This is a genomic window from Flavobacterium sp. UBA4854 (assembly GCF_002399805.1).
In the GTDB taxonomy this organism is placed as follows: domain Bacteria; phylum Bacteroidota; class Bacteroidia; order Flavobacteriales; family Flavobacteriaceae; genus Flavobacterium; species Flavobacterium ginsengisoli.
Genome location: NZ_DHEI01000133.1, coordinates 19,948 through 43,342 on the forward strand (window position 1 = coordinate 19,948; position 23,395 = coordinate 43,342).

A 23,395-nucleotide genomic window follows, 5' to 3' on the forward strand; every position below is an offset into this window, starting at 1 on the left:
ATTTAACTGAATTAGAAATTAAGGTTTAAACCAAATATCATCTGTCTACTTCTTGGATAAGCTGAATAATCAACTCCTGGAGTATACGGTGTCGCTCTTCTAGTTGAAGCTTCTGGATCTTGACCTGAGTACTTAGTCCAAACAAAAACATTACTAGCTGTCAAGTAAAATCTCAACTTAGAAATTCCTAAAGCAGAAGTTAGCGCATCTGGCGTAGTGTAACCTAAACTTAAATTGTTAAGTCTTAAGAAAGACCCATCTTCAACAGACCAATCAGTAAAAACATAACGAGGCATGTATGGAGACCACATTGTAGTATTTGCATTTAAAGCAGTTAACTGAGCAGGATCGGTTACTAGTTGTCCTGTATTAGGATCAAGATTTGTCCATCTTTTTCCATCTGCCATTTCAGAACCTAAATTTCTATATTGTCCGTTAGGAACTGAAGTAGAAAATTCTGTTTTATTTCCGTTGTATACATCGTTTCCAATACTCCAGTTAAAAGCTGCAGAAAGATCAAATCCGTAAGCATTAGCATTTAACACCATACCTCCAGTACTTTTTGGGTTCGCATTTCCTATAACAGTAAGATCTTTGCTATCTACAACATTGTCACCGTTAATATCTTTTAATTTCATAGCACCTGGCTTCATTGGGCCAACGACAGTTTTAGCATCTGCAACTCCTGTTTTTAAAGTATAAGTTCCTGCATTATAATCAAAGTCTGAAACTTCATAACGTCCATCACTTTTATATCCATACATAATCCCTAGAGGTTGTCCTACATTTACAAGATAATCTGCTGTGATTGAAGAAGAAGCCCATCCACTTGACCATGTAAAATCTTTCATTACACCAAGAGAGTTAATTCTGTTAGTATTGAATGCAGCATTAAATGATACGCTCACTCCATATTTAGGTCTTTCAATTAAGTTAAGGTTTAAAGTTGCCTCTACACCACTGTTTTGAATTTCACCCATATTTCTATACTGATAGTCATAACCTCCAGAAATTGGGAAATTCATTAGCAAGTCTTTTGTTTTGTTTTTATAAAACTCAACAGATCCTGTTACCTTATTTTTGAAAAGATCGTAATCTAAACCAATATTTTGCGTTACAGTAGTTTCCCATTTCAAATCTGGATTAGCCATTGTTTTTGAAGCTGCCCAATAGCTATCTACTCCATTAATCCATGTAGATGTAGTAGATGAAAAACTTTGAACCATTTGTCCTGTCGGAATATTATTGTTTCCTGCTTCACCATAACTTACTCTTAATTTAAGCAAATTAACCCATGAAGCATTTTTCATAAATTCTTCTCCTGAAATTTTCCAAGCTGCTGCTGCTGCTGGGAAAAATCCCCATTTATTACTTCCTAAGAACTTACTTGAACCATCGGCACGATAAGTCGCTGTTAAAAGATAACGATCTTTGTAATCATAATTTGCACGTCCGAAGAAAGAAAGTAATTTATCATCTGGGAAATAGAAATTATCAACTGAAACTGGCGTTCCTTGTGTAGTTAATTTTTTTGCCTCATCTAACTCAAAAGATAATGGAAATCCGTGAATTGTACTTGTCAAATCATTTCTATTATAATTAATAGACTCTTCTCCTAAAAGTAATTTTAAACTATGGTTTTCTCCCATTATTTTTTTCAAATCATAGTTAAGAGTATTTGCATTTCTAAAGCGAGTATCTTTTCTATCAGACATTATCAATGCAGGCATACCTTGTCTTTCGGCTGCAGGATTATTTTTTACATAATACGTTGTACGACCATAGAAACGATAATCTTGGAAGTTGTAATTATCTAAACCTAATTCTGTTTTGAATATTAAATCTGAAGTAAGTTTCCAAGAAAAACTTCCCAATGTATTAAAGTTCTTTCTAAACTGCTGACGGTTGTTGTCTGTAATAGCAACAAAAGGATGTGTTAAATTGTTAGAAACCGCTTCGTCTGTATCGTCTGTCGTTAAACCTGGAATAGGAATTGGTGCATACCCCACAATATTTTTTAAACGAGAATCTGCAGAAGAAGCTTCATTTTGCTCATTCATACCGGCACCGTTAATTTCAGTATCAGAGTAACGTACTGTAAAACTTAAATCTACTTTATCAGAAGCTTTACTATTTAAAGCAAGAGATAAATTGTTTCTTTTAAAATCTGATCCAAGCATAATTGCTTTTTCATCATAATGTGCATAATTGAAGTTATAGTTCATTTTATCACTTCCACCACGAATAGATAAATCACGGCTCTGCACTTCTCCAGTACGTCCAAAAACTTGCTTTTGCCAGTTATTACCTTTCATACCTTTGTACATATCATAATCCTGCCAATTACCAAAATACTTAGTATAAGAACTTGGATTACTCAAAATAGTTTTATCGCTTTGATCTAGTAAAGCATACTCATACTGCCATTTTACGTAATCTTCTGGAGATGTAACATCGATAGTATTAGCCAGCTTTTTCATTCCGTAGAACATATTATAATTTACTGCTATTTTACCATCTTTACCTTTTTTAGTTGTAACAATAATAACTCCATAAGCTCCTCTAGAACCATAGATTGCAGTAGATGATGCATCTTTCAAAACTGTCATCGTTTCAATGTCAGAAGAAGAAATATCATTAATATTATTTACCGGAAATCCATCTACGATATATAATGGAGAAGCATCTTGACTTAAAGATCCATTTCCTCGAATTCTTATCTGAACGTTTGAATCTGGAGAACCTTCAGAACTACTTACCGATACTCCGGCAATACGTCCTGTTAATGCCTCAGCTACGTTTGGCACTGGAATTTTACGAACTTCACTTCCAGAAAATGTAGCAACTGCTCCAGTCAAATCAGATTTCTTAGATGTTCCATATCCAATTACAACAACTTCATTTAAGTTATTAGAATCTTCAGACATTGTTGCGTTTACTTTTGTTTTTCCGTCTGCAGAAATGTCAATGCTTTTAAATCCTATGAAAGAAAAGCTTAAGACTGCTTTCGGATTAGTAAGCTTTAATTTATAATGCCCGTCAAAATCGGTAGAAGTTCCGTTCTTAGTTCCTTTTTCTAAGACGTTTACCCCAGGAAGAGAAAGTCCCGCGGCATCCTTCACGGTTCCCTCTATCGTTGTGCCCTGCGCGTGTATTTGACTACCGATCAATAAGCACAGTAAGAAAACAAGTTTAAAGCAAAAGTTTGCTCCTTTGTTTAATAATTCTTTAAAGTTCATGGTTGATTGTTTAAGTTATTAAATGGTTTTTCTTTGTGGTTTAAGTGGTTTTTTGTGGTTACTTTCAATTCATTTATGGTTAATTTTTGTGGTTTTTATTTTAACAGTATTTTATTTATCACCGAAGTAAATCTTTATTCTTCCTCATTTTACTTCTCTTTTACTTAATCGTTTTCGAACTATGTAAAAAAAGTTGTAATCGATTACACAAACATAGATATTTTTTTTAAACGAAAAATAAAATTTCCCAAAAATTTCATAAAAAAAATTACATATTAGAAATTTTATTGCTTTTTTATGTAACATATGTAATTTATATCAATATAAAATATTAATAATATTATTATTAATCGTTCATTTGATTCGATTTTTACAAAAAAAACAATCGATTACATGAACATACATTGCGAAACTTATTATGTGTTGGTTTTACACTTAAAAAGTTAAAAAGATCCTAAAAAATTTTAAAGACAGAATAAAAAAGAGATTTCTTTTAAAGAGTATTTTCTGACTATAGAAGTAAAATCATTAGCCAACGAAAAGACATTTTTAAGCTAATTGATTCATTGAAGACATAAAAAAAGCCCTTAAACAAACGTTAAGGGCCTTAAAAAGAATATATTTTAAAATTATGCAGCTTGCACATGCATTTGTTTTTGATGTAACCTCATCAATATAAATGTAATCACCATTCCGGTCATAGCCATTGCAATACCAATAAGATTAGGTGAAGCAAAATTATAACCAGCCGCTAAAGGCAGTCCTCCTAAGAAAGCTCCTAAAGCATTCCCGATATTAAAACTTCCTTGAAGCGCTGCTGATGCAATCATCTCTGCATCTTTGGCTGTCTTAATCATAAGCATCTGAATTGGCGCAATAACAGAGAAAGAAATTGCTCCTGTTAAGAATGTCAAAAACAATGAAATATATTGATTGAAAGAGAAAAAGTAGACCATCAACAAATCAAGTACCATTACAAATAGTAACGCAAGTACGGTTGGTGCTGGCGAATATTTATCTGCCAATTTTCCTCCGACAAAATTACCGACAACCATTCCTAATCCTGCTAAGATTAAAATTGTAGAAACATCTTCTGGTGAAAATTTTGATACATTAATTAATAAAGGAGCAATGTAACTGATCCAAGCAAAAAGACCTCCAAAACCAATTGCCGTAATTCCGATAATTAACCATGCTTCTGTTTTCTTAAAAAACTGAAGTTGTGTTTTCATATTCACGCTTTCACCTTTTTCAAGATTCGGCATCCATAAATAAATTGCCAAAAAGGTCAACAGACCAACAATCGCAATTAATACAAAGGTATAACGCCAAATAAAGTGGTGACCTATATAAGTACCAATTGGGACACCTATTAAATTAGCAATCGTTAAACCAGCAAACATTATAGAAATTGCCTGTGCTTCTTTTCCTTTGTCTGCCAAACGGCTTGCGACTACCGCTCCCACTCCAAAGAATGCTCCGTGCGGCAATCCAGATAAAAATCGAGAAGCAAATAGAACATTATAATCAGGAGCTATAATTGACAATGCATTAAAAACTGCCAGCATTAAAGCCAAAATTAAAAGCATTTTTTTAGGCGCATAATTTCTTCCTGCGATTACTAATAAAGGCGCTCCAATAACAACTCCAAGTGCATAAGACGAAATTAAATATCCAGCAACCGGAATCGAGACTTTCATATCTGAAGCAATATCTGGGAGTAATCCCATCATTACAAATTCTGTAATACCAATAGTTAACCCTCCTAAAGAGAGTGCAATAAGACTTTTTTTCATTTTGATTTATTGTAGAAAGGAATAGATTTCTACGATGCAAAATTAACACCGTTAACCTTTAAAAAAATTGTAAATTTGCGACATAAAATTGTACATTTAAGTTATGCCTAAATTAAATCAGTTTAAAACACTTGTTCTTGATGAATTTGAAGAAGAGAAATTTCATCTTCCTCCACATACTCATACCTATTATGAAATCATTTATATAAAGAAAGGGAGTGGCATTCATCATTTGAATAACAACCTGCTTCCATACAAAGCTGGAGACTTATTTGTGATTTCGCCAGACGACGAACATTATTTCGATATAAAGAAAAGTACACGATTCATTTTTATCAAATTCACTGATAATTATTTCAATTCCAAACAAAATCTAACTTGTGATGAATTTCTCGTAAATACTCCCGAAAGTTTCATGCGAGATAAAATCTTAAAAGAAACGGTTTTAAAGTTTGACGAACCTTGCAAAACCATCTTGAAAAATACGGTTGAAAATATTGTAACATACGATCGCTATATTGATGTTACTTCTTCTCCAATTGTTTTCTATCAGATTCTTTCCATTTTTGGCTTAATTAAAGAAACGATTCGCGGTATGAATCTACAGATGCAATCGACACATTTGGATAATGAGCAAATTGCCAATTATATTCATCAAAATATATATCAGCCAAAATTAGTTCAAGTAAAAGTCATTGCGGAACATTTTAATATTGCTCAAACCTACTTTAGTGCTTATTTCAAAAGAACTTTCAGCATAAGTTATAGAGAATACATTCATAATTTGAGAACGACTTTAATCGAAAAAAGATTTCATAACAATCAATTGCCGATTAAACAAATTGCGTACGAATTTGGCTTTACAGACGAAAGTCATTTGACGAATTATTTCAAAAAACGCAAAAACATGAAACCGACTGATTTTAAGAAACTGTAGTTAGCGAAATCTTAAAAAGTGATTTCCTCACACATTTTTATCTAAATTTGTACCTCAAAAACAATTTCTTTGAAACAGAAAACCCACATAATATTGCTTTTTATAACACTTAGTTTCTTTTTGAATCCGAGTTATACCTACGCATGTAATATCGGGAATCACAAAGAAATTGTTTCTAAAGAAGAAAACAGCTGTTCTAAAAAATGCTGCGAAAAGAAAACTTCAAAACAAGAAAAACACAATTGTGATGGAAAATGCCGTCATTCTGGCTGCACAACTTCTGCGTTACAATTCGTTATTTTAACTTCAACCGATCTTGATTTGCAAAATGACGTTTTCAATTTTTCTTTAAAAAATGCGATTTCATCTTACAGTAATTCTACTATTTCTGCGGGATTTACTTCTATTTGGCTGAAGCCGAAAATATAATTATCGCATTTATGACAGCCCATATTGGGTCTTTTTTAAAACGAAATTTTTAATTAATTTTAAAGGAAAATAAATCCTTTACCAAATATTATATACAATGAAAAAATCAATCATAGCTTTAGCAACAGTACTAACCGCATTATTTAGTGCAAACAATATTCAAGCAAATACAATAAAATTAGAATCAGGAACTACAGAAGTCGTTGACGCAAATCAGCTTCAATCTGTTTATGATGCTTATTTTGATGTTAAAGATGCACTTATAAAAAGTGATAGCAAATTAACTTCAGCAAAAGCTGCAACTTTATTGACTGCTATTACTGCCGTAAAAATGGACAAATTAAAAAGCAACGAACATACGGTTTGGATGAAAGTGGTAAAGAAATTAACTGCTGACGCTAAAAGTATTTCAGCTACAACAGATCTTAAAAAACAACGCGAGACTTTTAAATCATTGTCTAAAAGCACTTACGATTTAATAAAAGTTTCTAATCCAGAACAGCCAATCTACAAACAATATTGCCCAATGGCAGACGCTGATTGGTTAAGCAAAGAAAAAGCAGTTAAAAACCCTTATTATGGTTCTTCGATGCTGACTTGCGGAAATGTGGTAGAAACAATCAAATAAATATGAAGCTTTACATCAAAAATATGGTGTGCAGCCGATGCAAAATGGTGGTGAAGTCTGAGTTCGAAAAACTCGGACTTCAACCTATTTCTGTAGAATTAGGAGAAGTTGAACTACAGGAAGAAATCAACGATTTGCAAAAAGAAATTTTATTAGAAAACCTGCAATCTTTGGGTTTTGATCTACTCGATGATAAAAAAACGAAAACAGTCGAAAAAATAAAAAACCTGATTGTAGATTTGGTTCATCATAAAAACAATGATTTAAAAATCAACCTATCAGAATATCTCGCAGAAAATTTAAATCAAGATTATAATTCGTTAAGCAATTTATTTTCTGAAATTGAAAACACCACAATCGAAAAGTATTTTATCAATCAGAAAATCGAAAAAGTAAAAGAATTACTGATTTACAACGAGCTTTCGTTAAGCGAAATTGCCGATATCCTCAATTACAGCAACGTAGCGCATTTGAGCAATCAATTCAAAAAAATTACTGGCTACACTCCTACTTCATTTAAACAATTGAAAGATAATAAGCGTATTCAGATCGAGAATTTGTAGTTTTTTAACCGCAAAGATGCTAAGGTTTACGCAATCCCGATAGCTACTGGGAGCAAAGATTTTTAGCCACAGATTAAAGGATTAAAAAGGATTTCAAAAATCTGTGTTAATCTTTTTAATCTGTGGCTAACTTTTTATGCGCAAAGCTTTGAGAACTCTCTAATCTTTAAACAAACAAAACTTAGTGCTCTTTGCGTAAATTCTTTGAGCTCTCTGCGTTAAAAAGACAGCATTTAGTAAATCTTACAAATCATTCCCAAAATTCTACAAACCGAACTCACAGATACTTCGGAAATTTGCATTGTAATACTTAAAAAACCAATACAATGACTCATCAATATATAATTTCAGGAATGTCGTGCAACGGATGCCGAACTAAAGTCGAAAAAACTCTAAACGAAGTTGAAGGCGTTCAGGCAGAAGTGACTCTAAATCCGCCAATGGCTACGATTACAATGGAAAAACATGTTCCGACAGAAAAATTTCAAGAAGTTTTAGCTGCTGCCGGAAATTATAGTATTGAAATGGATTCTCCTAAAAATCACGGCGAAGCTAAATCTTGCTGCTCTGGCCATAAAAAAGAGAATCACGATCATAATCATCATAAAACAGAAACTAAAAAAGTACACCAGCATAGTGCAAACGGCGTTTATTACTGTCCAATGCACTGCGAAGGCGACAAAACGTATAACAAACCCGGAGACTGTCCCGTTTGCGGAATGGATTTAGTACCTCAAGTTGCTATAACAGCAACACAATTTACGTGTCCGATGCATCCAGAAATCGTTTCGAACGAACCAGGAGATTGTCCAATTTGTGGAATGGATTTAGTTCCAATGCAAGCCTCTGAAAACGAAGAAAACAAAACCTATTCTGATTTATTGAAAAAAATGAAAATCGCGATTTTGTTTACACTTCCAATTTTCATCATTTCAATGTCAGAAATGATTCCAAATAATCCGCTTTACAATATAATGTCTATCGAAAAATGGAATTGGGTTCAGTTTCTATTTTCACTTCCTGTTTTATTTTATGCTGGCTGGATGTTTTTTGTCCGCGCTTACAAATCGATTGTCACTTGGAACTTAAATATGTTTACACTAATCGGAATTGGAACAAGTGTTGCTTTTCTATTTAGTATTGTCGGAATGTTTTTCCCTGACATTTTTCCTTCCGAATTCAAATCTCATCACGGAACCATTCATTTGTATTTTGAAGCCGCAACCGTAATTATCACTTTAGTTTTATTAGGACAATTATTGGAAGCCAAAGCTCACGGGCAAACTAATGGTGCAATTAAAGAATTATTAAAATTAGCGCCAACTGAAGCGACTTTAGTTGAAAACGGAATTGACAAAGTAATTTCTATTCATAACATTAAAAAGGGCGATTTACTTCGTGTAAAACCAGGAGAAAAAATTCCGGTTGACGGAAAAATAACTACTGGCGAAAGCAGTATAGATGAATCGATGATAACTGGAGAACCTATTCCAGTTGATAAAAAAACAGGAGATGCCGTAATTTCTGGAACAATAAACGGAACAAAATCATTTGTAATGATTGCCGAAAAAGTGGGTTCAGAAACGATGCTTGCTCAAATTATTCAAATGGTAAATGACGCTAGCAGATCTCGCGCTCCAATTCAAAAATTAGCCGATCGAGTTTCTAAATATTTTGTCCCAACTGTTGTTATTATTTCGGTTTTAACCTTTTTTGCTTGGGCGAAATTTGGTCCAGAACCCGCTTATGTCTACGGATTAATTAATGCTATTGCTGTTTTAATTATCGCTTGTCCTTGTGCGCTTGGGTTGGCAACTCCAATGTCGGTTATGGTTGGTGTTGGAAAAGGCGCTCAAAACGGAATTTTAATAAAGAATGCCGAAGCTCTAGAAAACATGAATAAAATTGATGTTTTAATTACCGACAAAACAGGAACCATTACAGAAGGAAAACCATCTGTAGAAAAAGTCTATTCGGTTACTAATGAGGAAGATTTTCTGCTTCAAAATATTGCTTCGTTAAATCAGCACAGCGAGCATCCTTTGGCGCGAGCCGTAGTTAATTTCGCGAAAGCAAAAAATAGTACTTTAAAAGAAGTTCAAGGTTTTGAAACTATTGCAGGAAAAGGTGTTTTAGGAACAATCGAAAACAAGAAAGTTGGCTTAGGAAATAAAAAATTAATGGACGAAATCGGTGCTTCTGTTTCTTCTGATTTAGAACAAAAAGTAACTGCCGAACAAAATTTAGGAAAAACTATTTCGTACATCGCAATTGAAAATGTTGTTTTAGGTTATGTTGCCATTACTGATGCCATTAAAGAAAACAGTGCAATAGCGATCAAAGAATTAATCGATCAGGGCGTTGAGGTTATCATGATGACGGGAGATAACCACAATACTGCAAAAGCAGTTGCCGAACATTTGCATTTGAGTTCGTTTAAAGCAGATTGTCTTCCACACGATAAATTAAAAGAAATTGAACGTCTTCAAGCTCAAGGAAAAATTGTTGCCATGGCGGGAGACGGAATCAATGATGCTCCGGCTTTAGCGCAATCTAACATCGGAATTGCCATGGGAACAGGAACAGATGTTGCAATCGAAAGCGCTAAAATTACTTTGGTTAAAGGCGATTTAAACGGAATTGTAAAAGCTAAAAACCTCAGCCATGCTGTAATGTCAAATATCAAACAGAATTTATTCTTTGCTTTTATATATAACACTTTGGGCGTTCCAATTGCAGCAGGAATTTTATATCCATTTTTAGGAATCTTGCTTTCGCCGATGTTGGCTGCAGTTGCCATGAGTTTGAGTTCTGTATCTGTAATCGTAAATGCGTTGCGATTGAGAAATTTAAAATTATAAGCTAATGATTAAGATCAAATATATACTTATACTATTTTTAATCGCTTTTCAGCTAAAGGCGCAAAAAGTAGTGCGTTATGATTTGCATGTTCGCGATACGATTGTGAATTTTTCGGGCAAAGAAAAACGTGCGATAGCTGTAAACGGACAAATTCCGATGCCGACGCTAACTTTTACTGAAGGCGATATTGCAGAAATTTATGTTCATAACGAACTCAAAAAAGAAACGACTTCAATGCATTGGCACGGATTATTTCTGCCGAATAAGGAAGATGGTGTTCCGTACTTGACTCAAATGCCTATTGAACCTGGAACAACTCATAAATATACTTTTCCGATTATTCAGAATGGAACTTATTGGTATCATAGCCATTCTGGTTTGCAGGAACAAATTGGTTTATACGGACTTTTTATCATCAACAAGAAAAAAGACGATTCAACTATTAGAAAAGGCATTGACGATGTACCTACTATTCCAGTTATTTTAAGCGAATGGTCAGATTTAAAACCAGAGAATATTCAGCGAATGCTTCATAATGCAAATGATTGGTTTGCGATTAAAAAAGGAACAACACAAAGTTATGCCGAGGCTATCAAACAAGGACATTTTTCGACCAAAGTAACCAACGAATGGAAACGAATGAACGCCATGGATGTCAGTGATGTTTATTATGAAAAGTTTCTAATCAATGGTAAAAATGAACAGCAGTTTTCAGACCTTAAACCAGGTTCAAAAGTCCGCTTACGAATTGCCAACGGAGGCGCATCAAGTTATTTTTGGCTGACTTATGGCGGAGGGAAAATCACCGTTGTTGCCAGTGACGGAAATGATGTTGAACCTGTAGAAGTCGATCGCTTGATTATTGCGGTTTCTGAAACTTATGATGTTGTGGTTACAATTCCTGAAGACAACAAATCTTTTGCCTTTTTGGCTACAGCCGAAGACAGAACAGGATCTGCGTCTTTGTTTTTAGGAAATGGAGAAAAACAGCCTATTCATCATCTTTCAAAACTAAAATATTTTGAAGGCATGAAAATGATGAACGATATGATGAAAATGAACGGCGAAATGAACGATATGGGCATGAATATGACTTTGAATAAAATGGATATGAATGCCGTAATGTATCCAGAAATTTCGGGCGAAGATGAAAATTCAAAACCTAAAATGGATCATTCTAATCATAATATGGAAGACATGAAAATGGAAAGTGACAGCACTGAAACTTCAGAAATTGTGACTTTGAATTACGGAATGCTGAAATCTCCTTTTAAAACGAATCTTCCGAAAGATGCACTTGTCAAAGAATTACGTTTTACGCTTTCTGGAAATATGAATCGTTATGTTTGGAGTTTGGATAATAAAGTGGTTTCTGAAACGGATAAAATTCTAATTAAAAAAGGAGAAAATGTTCGTATTGTATTATACAATGGCTCGATGATGCGCCACCCAATGCATTTACACGGTCACGATTTTAGAATTCTAAACGAACATGGCGATTATTCTCCATTGAAAAATGTGATTGACATTATGCCAATGGAAACCGATACGATCGAATTTCAGGCAAATGCCGATGGCGACTGGTTTTTTCATTGTCATATTTTATACCACATGATGGCTGGGATGGGAAGAATTTTTACTTATGAAAACTCAGCGCCAAATCCGTTAATTCATCATCCAGAAATGGCTTTTAAAATGCTGAAAATGGATGACCGTATGTTTCATTTTATGGCTGAAAATGATTTTGCATCTAACGGAAACGACGGTGAAGCAATGTTCAGCAACACAAGATGGAGTATTGGAACCGAATGGAGATTGGGTTATAATAATGAACATGGTTACGAAACTGAAACTCACATTGGAAGATATATTGGAAAAAATCAGTGGCTGATGCCTTTTATTGGTTTTGACTGGCGTTACCGAAGAATGGGAATAGACGAACAGGAACAAAATCTTTTTGGACAGAAAAATACCAAAGACAATCGTTCGGTTTTTAGCGCTGGTCTTGAATATACTTTGCCAATGCTCATAAAAGCGCAAGTCGAAGTATATACAGATGGAAATGTCCGCCTGCAATTTGAACGAAAAGATATTCCTCTTTCAAAACGTCTTCGTATGAATCTAATGTGGAATACCGACAAAGAATATATAGCTGGTTTAAAATATATCGTTGCCCGAAACTTCGGAATCACAACACATTACGATAGTGACATGGGTATTGGATTTGGAGTTAATTTGAATTATTAATTATAAAAACATTAACTTTTTGTAAGAATCAACTCAACGAAATCTTTCTATATTTGACTACCAATTATAATCTCTAACACAAAAAACATTTAATCGAAATGACAAAAGTTATCACTGTAATGACAGCTGCCTTATTCTCAATTGGAGTAATTGCTCAAGAAACAAAACCAGCTACAAAAGACAAAACAAAAAAAGAATCTTGTTGCAAAAAAACAACAGATAAAAAAGATAAAAAATCTTGTTGCGTTAAAAAATAAACTGAAATTTATTTCAAGAAAAAGACCTCAACTATTTGAGGTCTTTTTTTGTATTTATTTGCCACGGATTAAAAGAATTAGAAAAGATTTTTTTTTAATCTTCATAGAGAAATCTTTTACATCCTTTTAATTTGTGGGTAAAAAAAACTATTTCACAGTCGCAACATTTCCTGTTCTTGTTAATACTCCCCAACTTTGGCTTTCACCTTTTAAAGCTTTTCTCAACGCTTTAAATAAAATCACATACATTAATTGTCTGTACACAAATCGTTGCGGAATCAACCAAATTAGCTTTGTGAGTTTTTCTTTTTCAAAAACAAAGGCCACAACACTAACTAACATATCAACTAGCATAAAAGCAATATAATAAATCAGGATTTTATGAAGACTGTCTGAATCGTTGTGATTCCAAATCAAACTTACAATAAGAACTAAATCTGCCAAAGGCGCAAAAATGGGTAAAACGATTTGAAAAATCAAAATATTGGGCAAAGCAACCATTCCCAAACCTTTATATCTCGGATTAAAACACGCATCTCTGTTTTTCCAAAAAGCCTGCATAATTCCATAACTCCATCGAAAACGTTGTTTCATAAATTCCTTCAAACTTTCAGGAGCTTCTGTCACCGCAACTGCTTCAATGCAATTTATAATATGATAATCGTTTCTTAGAATACGTATGGTCAAATCACAATCTTCTGCAAGTGTATCAGTTGTAAAACCTCCTGCTTTTTCTATTGCATTTTTTTTAAAGGCTCCAATTGCGCCAGGAACAACTGTAATTCCGTTAATCAAATCAAAAGCTCTTCTATCAAAATTTTGGGCAGTGGTGTATTCTATGCTTTGCCATCTTGTAAGCATCGTGTTTTCGTTGCCAACTTTTACGTTTCCAGCAATAGCCCCAATTTCTTGGTTGTCTTTTAATTGCATTGTAAAACCTTTCATTAATTGTGAAATCGCATCGGTTTTTAGTTGTGTATCGGCATCAATACAAACGACATACTCATTTTCTGTTAATGAAATTCCGTAGTTTAGTGCCGAAGCTTTTCCACCATTTGGTTTTGTGTGTACTTTGACTTTTGAATTATTCGCGAAAGCTTCATTAATCATGGCAAAAGTTTTATCCTTAGATCCATCATCCACAAAAACAATATCAAAATCTGGGTAATCTTGTCCCAATAAATTTTCAATTGTTTTTACAGCATTTATTTCCTCATTATATGCCGGAACAATTATGCTAACTTTAGGACTTTTATCATTTGTCTTATAAACTGGAGGATGTTTATGATCACGCCATTTTTTCAGAAAAGCCATAATTGCCATTAACGCAATTCTCAAAAAGCCTAGAAAAATAGCAACCCAAAATGTAGCCGTAATAAAATGCCCGAACCAATATCCAAAATCAAAAATAAAATTATCTAAACTTATAAACTGGCCTTTTGCTTTAGGCATAATTTGATCTTTGGTTTTGCCTAGTAAATGCGAAACTGTCGTAAACTGAATATTTCTATCTTTAAAATATTTAATAATTCTAGGCAGAGCTTCAACAGTTGCTTGTCTGTTTCCGCCCGCATCATGAAGTAAAATAATTCCTTTATCAGGATTTGCCTCGTATTGTTTTATGGTTCTAACATAAACCGAATCGGCACTAACACCTTTCTCCCAATCGTTAGGATCAATACTTTCTCCAACAGAATAATAATTTTGAGCTTTACTTAATGCAATTGGTTTTAATTCTGCTTCGGTTGTAGGTTCTGCATCTGCATTGTAAGGTGCTCTAAAAAGTACTGTGCTTCGTCTTGTTACAGCTTCAATCAACAATCTTGTCGTTTCCATTTCGGCTGAAGCTCTTTCTGGACTTACCAAAGCAATATTTGGATGGGTAAAAGTATGATTACCTATTTCATGTCCTTCATTATAAATTCTTTGCAGCAAAGGAATATTGTCTTCGGCTTGAATACCAATAACAAAAAATACGGCAGGTACTTTTTCTCTTTTTAAAATATCTAATATTTGTGGTGTATAAGTAGGATCTGGGCCGTCGTCAAAAGTCAGAATCACTTGTTTGTGAACATTTCCAAACTTACTTATTACGTATTTAGTTGGCAATTCTACATATTTTTGTTCTGTAATAATATTATCGTCTTTATCAATTTCCAAGTCAATTTTTCCTGGTGCAGGATCGGCGATTACATTCAATATTTCGCCATCGCCAATATATGCAGGACTTTCGATTCTAGTATTGACACGTTTCATTACATTAAAATCAAAAGGCTTTTTACTGATACTTTCGTTTGTCAGACTACGTTGGTAATAACTCCATAAACGCTGATCTTCGCTTCCTAAGCGCCATAAGGCCGTTCCTGCCAAACCATATTCATCACTAAATCTGATAGTATTAAAATTAGTTGCCGCATCTTCAAAATCAACTTCGTGTTTTTTGCCATTACTATCTGTATACTTAAAAGAGTTGTTGTAGGTATTATTATCAAATTTTATAGTGGAATTATGCTGTTTTGCAATTGCAATTGCCTGATCATAAGTAATGGTTTCTCCCTCTTCTTTTTCTTCCCAATCATAACCATAGCCGGCAAAACAAAGAATAATTTTGTCTGACGGAATTTCCTTAGCTGTTTTATCTACAATTCTTTCAATCCATTTCTGACTGCTTATTTCACCTGGAACACTGCTCGCATAATGCTCATCATAGGCCATTAAAAACATATAATCATTATACTTTGACAATTCTTTGACATTAAAATCTTCATCGCCAGCCATTATATCTTGCGAAACCAAATAGCCAAGCGGATGCAATTTTTCATATAATTCTTTCTGAAAAGCGATTATGGGCTCATCACTATTCTCTTTAAATTCTTCAAAATCGATATTAATTCCCTGCAGTTTGTATTTATCCAAAACTTTTACAATATCATTTATAAGTCTTTCTTTTTTTGACTTATCGTGAAGGATTCGATGAATCAAATCACCATCAAAATCTCCTTCGCCCAAAGATTCATTGATATTATTAATTAACGGAAGAATTTTTACCTTCGCTTTTTTCATAACTTTAAGCGCTGCGGTATCAATTTCGGTTTTCAGCAAATCTGTTTTTGGATCAATAAAAAACCATTCTGGAACTACCATATTCAGTTTATCTACATTTTTTTGAAGTGAAAATAAACTTTGCGGATCCCAGTCTACCAAGAAAGCTGCTCGAACTTCGGTAGCCGTTTTAGTTACACGAGGTTGATTTGCGAGTTTCTCAACTCTTGATTTTGATCTTAAAAAATAATCGAATCCTTTAAACTTTTTTAATTCTTTTGCGCTTAATTCTTTTGGAACAATCGGATTATTGAGAGTTTTTCCCGCAGTTGATTTATTTGCTAAAAGTGGTAGTTCTGGTTTTAATCCTCTTTTTAAAGTGATGAAAAAAATCGGAACCATTAAAATAAGAAGAAACAAAATAAGTCGGCTAGACCATTTAAATGTTTTCCAACGTTTTTTTGTCTCTGTTTGAAATATTTGTCTTTTTTCCTCCATAAATTCTTTTTTTTTTGAATGAATTAATTATTTCACACACAAAAATAACAGTGTATTTTTCCTACAAATATAAAGCTCAATTTAGAATATAAAAGTAGTATCTCAACATGAAGACGGAATGAAAACACTAAAATATTAGAGTTTTAGCTGAATAATTTTCAAATAAATTTACAAAAGAAAATTTAACAAAATCAAATATGCGCTGAATTTCAAATAGTTAAAAACAAAATCGTTTTACGCACAAAAAAAGCCTGTTTCTCAACAGGCCTTTATTAATATTTTAAAGTTTTTATTTTATTTCAAACGAACACTCCATTCAAAATCCATTTCAGAAACCTGAACACCTTCTTCATTTGTTCCAATAGATTTCATCCAAAATGTCTGTCCTTCTCCGGTTTCAATTGTTCTTTTTATAGCATCGGCAATTAAATGGCCATCGTTGCAAACAAATGTAATTCTTCCCGTTGCTTTTTTTGTAAAGTTACCTTTGTTGTTGGCAACTAACATAGAGATTTTTCTACCGCTCTGTTGAATCTGAGAAATTACCAAAGCTCCAGTTGTTAACTCTGCCGCCATCGCTTGAACTGCAAAATACATAGAATTAAACGGATTCTGATTGATCCATCTGTGTTTTACCGTTACTGTACAACTGCTATTGTTTATATCTTTTACACGTACTCCGCAAAAGTATGCAGAAGGCAATTTGAATAAGACGAATTTATTAAGTTTTGATACCGAAAGTGCCATATGATTTATTTTTTTATGTAAAAATACAAAAAAACTATGCACGCACAATAAATTATTAAATTAACAAAACGAAGCCAATAAACATAAGCATTTCGAATGATTTTCAACAATTTAAAGTCAATTTCACAGTTTTAAATTTGTTAAATTTTTGTTAATAATTAGTACTATGTAAAACAAGATACTGTTTTTTAGCCATATATTTGCATAAGAAATTACTATATACTTTTAATCATGGAAACAACAACACCACTAATCATGGAAAAAACATCAGAAAAGAATACAGCAGCATTTACTCATTTGAGCACTTTAAGCCAATATATAATTCCGTTTGGGAACTATATTTTTCCGCTAATAATTTGGACTAGTTACAAAGACAAATCTGAATTTGCAGATCATCACGGAAAACAGGCTTTGAACTTTCAGTTAAGCATTTTGCTTTACTCTTTAATTTTAGCACTTATTGCTATTCCAATTTTTATTACAGTTTTCTTGCAGAATCTTCCAATAGAAGCTGTTTTTAATGACGACGATTTTGTAATCAGAAATTTCAACATTCAAGCAAACATTGGAATTTTAAGTGTCGGAATTACAGCTGTCGTTCTTTTTGCAGTTTTGAAATTTGTTGAATTCTTTTTAGTGATTTATGCTTCAATAAAAGCTTCAAACGGAGAATTATACAAATATCCGCTTACGATTCCTTTTGTAAAGTAAAACGAAAAAATTAAAAGTTATAGCCGAAACATCAATCAAATCATATACGTTTCGAAATCAATCATCAATCAAATCATCATCAATCAAAAAACGAATTGTTCAATCAAAAAAAAACAAAATGAAATTATGAACATTGAAAACACAAAAGCACAGATGCGCAAAGGTGTTCTTGAGTTTTGCATCTTATCAGTTCTAAAAGAAAAAGACGCATATACATCTGAAATATTAGACACTTTAAAAAACGCAAAATTACTAGTTGTAGAAGGAACAGTTTACCCGTTGTTAACTAGATTAAAAAATGACGGTTTACTAAATTATCGCTGGGAAGAATCGACCTCAGGGCCGCCACGAAAATATTACGGATTAACCGAAATAGGACAAACTTTTTTAAACGAACTTAGCGGCACTTGGACAGAATTATCTGACGCCGTAAATCTAATCACCAATCAAAATCAATAAGTCATGAACAAAACAGTAAATATTAACTTAGGCGGGATGTTTTTTCACATCGATGAAGATGCATACTTAAAATTGACACGCTACTTTGACGCTATAAAACGATCACTTAACAACTCTTCTGGTCAAGATGAAATTATTAAAGATATCGAAATGCGTGTTTCTGAATTGTTGACAGAAAAACAAAAAAGCGAAAAACATGTTGTTGGACTGAAAGATGTTGACGAAGTGATTGCAGTAATGGGTCAGCCAGAAGATTACCGAATTGAAGATGAAGAAAACGCAAACCAATCTTTCAATAATTACGGCCCAAGAAAACACAAAAAATTATATCGCGATAAAGAAAAAGGTATGATTGGTGGTGTAGCAACAGGTTTAGGACATTATTTTGGAATTGATGCTGTTTGGATTAAAATCATATTCTTAATCTTCGTTTTTGCAGGTTTTGGAACAGGAATCTTAGCTTATTTCGTTCTTTGGATTGTAACTCCTGAAGCTGTTACAACTTCTGAAAAATTAGAAATGACAGGAGAGCCAGTAACGATTTCGAACATCGAAAAAAAAGTTCGTGAAGAAATTGATACGCTTTCTGAAAAATTCAAAAATGCAGATTATGATAAAATGGGAAACCAAGTAAAGTCGGGAGCTGAGAGAATAAGTAGTTCATTTGGAGACTTTGTCATGACAGTTTTTAAAATTTTTGCTAAGTTTTTAGGTGTGATTCTAATTATAGCAGGACTTTCAACTTTGATCATGTTATTGATTGGGGTTTTTACTCTAGGAACTAACATTTTTATCGATTTCCCTTGGCAAAATTTTATTGAAGCGGGAAACTTTACAGAATATCCGCTTTGGTCATTTGGATTATTAATGTTCTTTGCAATTGGAATTCCATTTTTCTTCTTAACACTTTTAGGATTTAAATTGTTATCTCCAAATTTAAAATCAATCGGGAATATTACAAAATATACGCTTTTAGCTCTTTGGATTATATCTATTGCAATTCTTACTAGTATTGGAATCAAACAGGCTACTGAAATTTCATACGATAATAAAGTAGTAGAGAAAAAAGTTCTAGCAATTAAACCAACTGATACTTTATATATTAAATTCAAGTATAATGATTACTATACAAAAAGCTTGAACCACTATAGAGAATTTGAATTTGTACAAGATTCTGCAAATAATGAACTGATTTATTCTAATGATGTACGTATACATGTATTGCATACAGACGAATCGACTCCATTTATGCAGATCGAAAAAAGTGCAAGAGGAAACTCTTTTACAAATGCTAAAAAAAGAGCAGAAAAAATTAATTACAAGTTTCAAGTTAACGGAAATCATTTAATTTTGGATAACTATTTTCTGACAGATGTTAAAAATAAATTTAGAGGTCAAGAAGTTGATATTTACCTTTATCTTCCAGAAGGACAACTAATTAAACCAGATTCTTCTGTTAGAGATTATTACAATTCGGATGACAATTTCTTCGAATTAAATTATAAAGGAGATTACAACTATAAAGTTATCGGGTCTAAAGTAAAATGTTTGAACTGCCCTGCTGATGAAAACAATGATGAAATTGACTACGATAGTATCAACGAAGATGTTAATGAAGCCATTAATGATGCTAAAATTGATCCTGCTGACACTATAAAAGAAGTTTCGGTTAAAATTAACGGAAAAGAAGTTTTAAACGGAAAAAAAACTAAAGGAAGACTAACTACTGATAAAAACGGAGTGATAATCAAAATTAACTAAACCATGATAAAAATAATCATTCATATTACGAAATTTATAATTGTAACTATTACGGCTTTATTATTTGCTTCATGCAACTTTAACATGAATGCAATTGAAGGGAGCGGAAATGTTACAACAGAAAAAAGAACCGTTAACGGAGAATTTAAAAATATCTCTGTAAGCAATGCTATCGATCTAGTTATTCAGCAATCTGACCAAACAGAAATTACAGTTGAAGCCGACGATAATCTTCAAAAAGAAATTGTTACTCGAGTAGAAAACGGAACTCTTATTATTGAATGTAAATACAGCTCTTTCCGTAACATTACGTCAAAAAAGGTAACAGTAAAAATGCCTGCAATTAATAGAATTGAAGCGTCTAGCGCATCAACTGTTGAAACTAGCGGACTTATTCATGGTGAAGATATTACTTTGGAACTTTCTAGCGCCGCATCAATGGATATGAATATTGAATCGGACAGAATTTCAATAGATACAGGAAGTGCTGGTTCTATAGAAATTAAAGGTAAAGCATTAAGCCTTAGCGCTTCTGTTTCAAGCGGTGGAAGTATTGATGCTGAGGAATTAATGGCGAATGATATTCATGCAGATGCTTCCAGCGGAGGAACAGTTTCTGTACATCCAATCTTAAGTCTAAAAGCGGAAGCTTCTAGCGGTGGAAATGTAAACTACAGCGGTAATCCAAAAAAAGTGGAAAAATCTGAAACTTCTGGAGGAAGCGTTAGCAAAAGCTAGACAAGCAACTGTTAAATATAAAAGAAATCATTCATCAAAAGTGGATGATTTTTTTATATTTGTCAAAATCAAATCTAGAATTAATGAAAAAAAGTACAGCGCTGCTCTTATTATTATTTGTTACAACCTTGACTTTTGCACAAAAAAGAGAAAAAATAAAAGGTTCTAAAATCGTTACCACTTCATTACAAGAAATTGGAAGTTTTGACGCTCTTGAAGTCGATGACAACTTAGAAGTTTACTTGGAAGAAGGAGAAAAAAATGCGATCAAAATTGAAGCCGATGACAACCTGCACGATATTGTAGGGATGGATTTAAGAGAAAAAACGCTTCGATTATATACTAATAAAGAATCTACTATTTTCAAGAAATTATCTGTAAAAGTTACTTATACTAAATCGTTGAAAAAAGTAATTACTAAAAATGAAGCAGTTGTTTATGCTATTCAAGAATTACATCTAGATGACATCACAATGAATTGTCTTGATTTTTCTAAACTATTTTTGAATGTAAATTCTAAAAAATTCACTCTTATAGCAGATGATAAAACAAGGACAGAATTAAATTTAAAAGCAGAAGACGGAATCTTACAGTTGAGCAAAAATGCAGTTGTTAAATCTTTAGTTTCTGCTATAAAATTCAAATGTGATTTATATCAAAAGGCAAATGCTGCGATAGAAGGTATTGCTGAAAAAGCAACTATTAGATTAGACAATAATTCTGTTTTTACAGGAGCAAAACTTACTTTGAAAGAAGCAAATGTAACTGCTGAAAGTTCTGCTGTTGGAAGTATTCTAGCAGAAACTACAGTTTCTTTAGCAATAGGTGACAAAGCAGAAATTTCTCTTTACGGAAATCCAGCAATACAGCTTACGCGTTTTTCTGAAGAAGCGAAGTTGCTTAAGAAGATAAAATAATTTATTTCGGATTTTCTTTCTTTCAGGTTTCAAGTTGAAAGAAAGATTTGAATACAAAACTAAAAAATCCCAATCTAAAATTTAGATTGGGATTTTTTTATAGCAAAGTTTTAAGCGTTTCAACAAATAGAAACCTAAAACCTGAATTTATTATTCCTTAGAAGCTAAATATCTTTCTGCATCTAATGCAGCCATACATCCTGTACCTGCAGCAGTAATTGCTTGACGGTATACATTATCAGCGGCATCACCGGCTACGAAAACACCATCAACATTCGTTTTAGATGTTCCTGGAGTATTTACGATGTAACCTGTTTCATCTAATGTGATATAATCTTTAAAGATATCTGTATTTGGTTTGTGACCAATTGCTACAAAGAAACCAGTTGCAGGAATTTCGATAGTTTCTCCCGTAGTTTTATTTAATGCTTTAATAGCATGAACTACATTATTATCTCCAAGAACTTCAACTGTATCATGGTTCATTAAAATCTCAATGTTTTCAGTTTTACGAACACGCTCTTCCATAATTTTAGAAGCTCTAAATTTCTCACTTCTAACCAACATTGTTACTTTTTTACAAAGTTTAGATAAGTAATGTGCTTCTTCACAAGCAGAATCTCCTGCTCCAACAATAACAACATCTTGATTTCTGTAGAAGAATCCGTCGCAAACCGCACAAGCAGAAACTCCACCACCCATATTTAAATAGTGTTGTTCTGATGGCAATCCTAAATATTTAGCCGAAGCACCTGTAGAAATAATTACAGTTTCGCAGTGTAATTCGATTGTATCATTAATCCAAACTTTATGAATATCTCCAGAAAAATCAACTTTTGTTGCCCATCCGTCACGAATGTCTGCACCAAAACGTTTTGCTTGTTCTTGTAGCTGAATCATCATTTCAGGCCCTGTTACTCCATCAACATAACCTGGAAAGTTCTCAACCTCATTAGTCGTAGTCAACTGACCACCAGGCTGCATTCCTTGATATAACACTGGATTCATGTTAGCTCTAGCCGCATAAATAGCTGCAGTATAACCTGCAGGACCAGAACCTATAATAAGGCATTTAATTTTTTCGATTGTATTTGACATAGTAATAGTTTTTTTGAGTTGCAAATGTAAACTTTATTATAAAAAATAACCTCGAAAATAAATCCGAAATAGCTATCTTAAAATAAGTTTTATTTATTTTCCTTTTTTTCTTTTACAAATCAAATTTATTTATATCTTTGCATCCGCTTTCGGGCACTACAACAAAAATTACATCTTCGGGGTGTAGCGTAGCCCGGTTATCGCGCCTGCTTTGGGAGCAGGAGGCCGCAGGTTCGAATCCTGCCACCCCGACACAAAAGTCTTTCAAAGGCCGTCAAAACCCCTTAAATCATTGGATTTAAGGGGTTTTCTTTTTTATTCGACTCCAAAATATTCAAGTTATATCAAAGAAAATGGGACCTATTCGGCTACCCCTTTTCTTTTTTTATCTTTAGGTCCCAAAAATCATTTTAACACCATCGTTTTCAGTCTATTGTACTCAAATTTTAACATTTGATGCATCTCT

General features: G+C 33.1%; 17 protein-coding genes and 1 tRNA gene. 13 read left to right on the forward strand and 5 right to left on the reverse strand.

Going from position 1 to position 23,395, the window contains the following annotated elements:
* Positions 1 to 11: 11 nt before the first annotated feature.
* Positions 12 to 3,239: a SusC/RagA family TonB-linked outer membrane protein gene (locus B3J44_RS19260; RefSeq protein ID WP_286970742.1), complete on the reverse strand. Its 3,228-nt coding sequence runs from the start codon at positions 3,237 to 3,239 to the stop codon at positions 12 to 14.
* A gap of 629 nt (positions 3,240 to 3,868) precedes the next feature.
* Entirely contained in the window at positions 3,869 to 5,035 is a 1,167-nt protein-coding gene (locus tag B3J44_RS19265; RefSeq protein WP_286970744.1) for an MFS transporter, read from the reverse strand.
* A 103-nt stretch (positions 5,036 to 5,138) separates the two neighbouring features.
* On the opposite strand from B3J44_RS19265, the gene B3J44_RS19270 reads away from it, so the two are divergent.
* From B3J44_RS19270 to B3J44_RS19300, 7 genes are all read left to right on the forward strand, one after another.
* Positions 5,139 to 5,972, forward strand: a complete 834-nt coding sequence (locus B3J44_RS19270; protein WP_198858252.1) for an AraC family transcriptional regulator — start codon at positions 5,139 to 5,141, stop codon at positions 5,970 to 5,972.
* 69 nt (positions 5,973 to 6,041) lie between these two features.
* Complete coding sequence (locus B3J44_RS19275; protein ID WP_286970745.1) at positions 6,042 to 6,401, forward strand: hypothetical protein; 360 nt, start codon at positions 6,042 to 6,044, stop codon at positions 6,399 to 6,401.
* Positions 6,402 to 6,498: 97 nt separating this feature from the next.
* Complete coding sequence (locus B3J44_RS19280) at positions 6,499 to 7,029, forward strand: DUF3347 domain-containing protein (protein ID WP_286970749.1); 531 nt, start codon at positions 6,499 to 6,501, stop codon at positions 7,027 to 7,029.
* 2 nt (positions 7,030 to 7,031) lie between these two features.
* Entirely contained in the window at positions 7,032 to 7,592 is a 561-nt protein-coding gene (locus tag B3J44_RS19285) for a helix-turn-helix domain-containing protein (RefSeq protein ID WP_286970750.1), read from the forward strand.
* A 326-nt stretch (positions 7,593 to 7,918) separates the two neighbouring features.
* On the forward strand, positions 7,919 to 10,453 hold the full coding sequence (locus tag B3J44_RS19290) for a heavy metal translocating P-type ATPase (protein ID WP_286970756.1): 2,535 nt from the start codon (positions 7,919 to 7,921) through the stop codon (positions 10,451 to 10,453).
* Positions 10,454 to 10,457: 4 nt separating this feature from the next.
* On the forward strand, positions 10,458 to 12,701 hold the full coding sequence (locus B3J44_RS19295) for a multicopper oxidase family protein (RefSeq protein ID WP_286970759.1): 2,244 nt from the start codon (positions 10,458 to 10,460) through the stop codon (positions 12,699 to 12,701).
* 98 nt (positions 12,702 to 12,799) lie between these two features.
* Positions 12,800 to 12,958 carry a hypothetical protein gene (locus B3J44_RS19300; protein WP_286970761.1) on the forward strand — a complete coding sequence of 53 codons (159 nt, stop codon included), beginning with the start codon at positions 12,800 to 12,802 and terminating at the stop codon, positions 12,956 to 12,958.
* A gap of 147 nt (positions 12,959 to 13,105) precedes the next feature.
* On the opposite strand, the gene B3J44_RS19305 is transcribed toward B3J44_RS19300, so the two are convergent.
* Both B3J44_RS19305 and B3J44_RS19310 read right to left on the reverse strand, forming a co-directional pair.
* Entirely contained in the window at positions 13,106 to 16,498 is a 3,393-nt protein-coding gene (locus B3J44_RS19305) for a polysaccharide deacetylase family protein (RefSeq protein ID WP_286970762.1), read from the reverse strand.
* Between the two features lie 294 nt (positions 16,499 to 16,792).
* Entirely contained in the window at positions 16,793 to 17,245 is a 453-nt protein-coding gene (locus tag B3J44_RS19310) for a DUF4442 domain-containing protein (RefSeq protein WP_286970763.1), read from the reverse strand.
* A 255-nt stretch (positions 17,246 to 17,500) separates the two neighbouring features.
* Here B3J44_RS19310 and B3J44_RS19315 point away from each other — a divergent pair, with 255 nt between their 5' ends.
* The 5 genes from B3J44_RS19315 to B3J44_RS19335 all read left to right on the forward strand — a co-directional run bounded on the left by B3J44_RS19315 (position 17,501) and on the right by B3J44_RS19335 (position 21,831).
* Entirely contained in the window at positions 17,501 to 17,956 is a 456-nt protein-coding gene (locus B3J44_RS19315) for a DUF4870 domain-containing protein (protein WP_198858431.1), read from the forward strand.
* Positions 17,957 to 18,082: 126 nt separating this feature from the next.
* Complete coding sequence (locus tag B3J44_RS19320; RefSeq protein ID WP_008464689.1) at positions 18,083 to 18,415, forward strand: PadR family transcriptional regulator; 333 nt, start codon at positions 18,083 to 18,085, stop codon at positions 18,413 to 18,415.
* Positions 18,416 to 18,418: 3 nt separating this feature from the next.
* Complete coding sequence (locus B3J44_RS19325; RefSeq protein WP_286970769.1) at positions 18,419 to 20,176, forward strand: PspC domain-containing protein; 1,758 nt, start codon at positions 18,419 to 18,421, stop codon at positions 20,174 to 20,176.
* 3 nt (positions 20,177 to 20,179) lie between these two features.
* Positions 20,180 to 20,914, forward strand: coding sequence for a head GIN domain-containing protein (locus tag B3J44_RS19330; protein WP_286970770.1), 735 nt, complete (start codon positions 20,180 to 20,182; stop codon positions 20,912 to 20,914).
* An 83-nt stretch (positions 20,915 to 20,997) separates the two neighbouring features.
* Positions 20,998 to 21,831, forward strand: a complete 834-nt coding sequence (locus B3J44_RS19335; protein ID WP_286970772.1) for a GIN domain-containing protein — start codon at positions 20,998 to 21,000, stop codon at positions 21,829 to 21,831.
* A 150-nt stretch (positions 21,832 to 21,981) separates the two neighbouring features.
* Here the strand turns inward: B3J44_RS19335 and trxB are convergent, their stop codons facing one another.
* Positions 21,982 to 22,929 (reverse strand): thioredoxin-disulfide reductase, encoded by a 948-nt coding sequence (trxB, locus tag B3J44_RS19340; protein WP_198858372.1) that lies wholly within the window; start codon positions 22,927 to 22,929, stop codon positions 21,982 to 21,984.
* A 177-nt stretch (positions 22,930 to 23,106) separates the two neighbouring features.
* On the opposite strand from trxB, the gene B3J44_RS19345 reads away from it, so the two are divergent.
* A tRNA-Pro gene (locus tag B3J44_RS19345) sits at positions 23,107 to 23,181 on the forward strand.
* The last annotated feature ends 214 nt before the right edge of the window (positions 23,182 to 23,395 follow it).

Excerpts from the sequence above, each read along its gene's own strand:
- B3J44_RS19315 (WP_198858431.1), top strand. The coding sequence starts at position 17,501 with ATGGAAAAAACATCAGAAAAGAATACAGCAGCATTTACTCATTTGAGC.
- B3J44_RS19260 (WP_286970742.1), bottom strand. The coding sequence starts at position 3,239 with ATGAACTTTAAAGAATTATTAAACAAAGGAGCAAACTTTTGCTTTAAA.
- B3J44_RS19310 (WP_286970763.1), bottom strand. The coding sequence starts at position 17,245 with ATGGCACTTTCGGTATCAAAACTTAATAAATTCGTCTTATTCAAATTG.
- B3J44_RS19280 (WP_286970749.1), top strand. The coding sequence starts at position 6,499 with ATGAAAAAATCAATCATAGCTTTAGCAACAGTACTAACCGCATTATTT.
- B3J44_RS19335 (WP_286970772.1), top strand. The coding sequence starts at position 20,998 with ATGAAAAAAAGTACAGCGCTGCTCTTATTATTATTTGTTACAACCTTG.
- B3J44_RS19320 (WP_008464689.1), top strand. The coding sequence starts at position 18,083 with ATGAACATTGAAAACACAAAAGCACAGATGCGCAAAGGTGTTCTTGAG.
- B3J44_RS19290 (WP_286970756.1), top strand. The coding sequence starts at position 7,919 with ATGACTCATCAATATATAATTTCAGGAATGTCGTGCAACGGATGCCGA.
- B3J44_RS19300 (WP_286970761.1), top strand. The coding sequence starts at position 12,800 with ATGACAAAAGTTATCACTGTAATGACAGCTGCCTTATTCTCAATTGGA.
- B3J44_RS19285 (WP_286970750.1), top strand. The coding sequence starts at position 7,032 with ATGAAGCTTTACATCAAAAATATGGTGTGCAGCCGATGCAAAATGGTG.
- trxB (WP_198858372.1), bottom strand. The coding sequence starts at position 22,929 with ATGTCAAATACAATCGAAAAAATTAAATGCCTTATTATAGGTTCTGGT.
- B3J44_RS19305 (WP_286970762.1), bottom strand. The coding sequence starts at position 16,498 with ATGGAGGAAAAAAGACAAATATTTCAAACAGAGACAAAAAAACGTTGG.
- B3J44_RS19325 (WP_286970769.1), top strand. The coding sequence starts at position 18,419 with ATGAACAAAACAGTAAATATTAACTTAGGCGGGATGTTTTTTCACATC.
- B3J44_RS19265 (WP_286970744.1), bottom strand. The coding sequence starts at position 5,035 with ATGAAAAAAAGTCTTATTGCACTCTCTTTAGGAGGGTTAACTATTGGT.
- B3J44_RS19295 (WP_286970759.1), top strand. The coding sequence starts at position 10,458 with ATGATTAAGATCAAATATATACTTATACTATTTTTAATCGCTTTTCAG.
- B3J44_RS19330 (WP_286970770.1), top strand. The coding sequence starts at position 20,180 with ATGATAAAAATAATCATTCATATTACGAAATTTATAATTGTAACTATT.
- B3J44_RS19270 (WP_198858252.1), top strand. The coding sequence starts at position 5,139 with ATGCCTAAATTAAATCAGTTTAAAACACTTGTTCTTGATGAATTTGAA.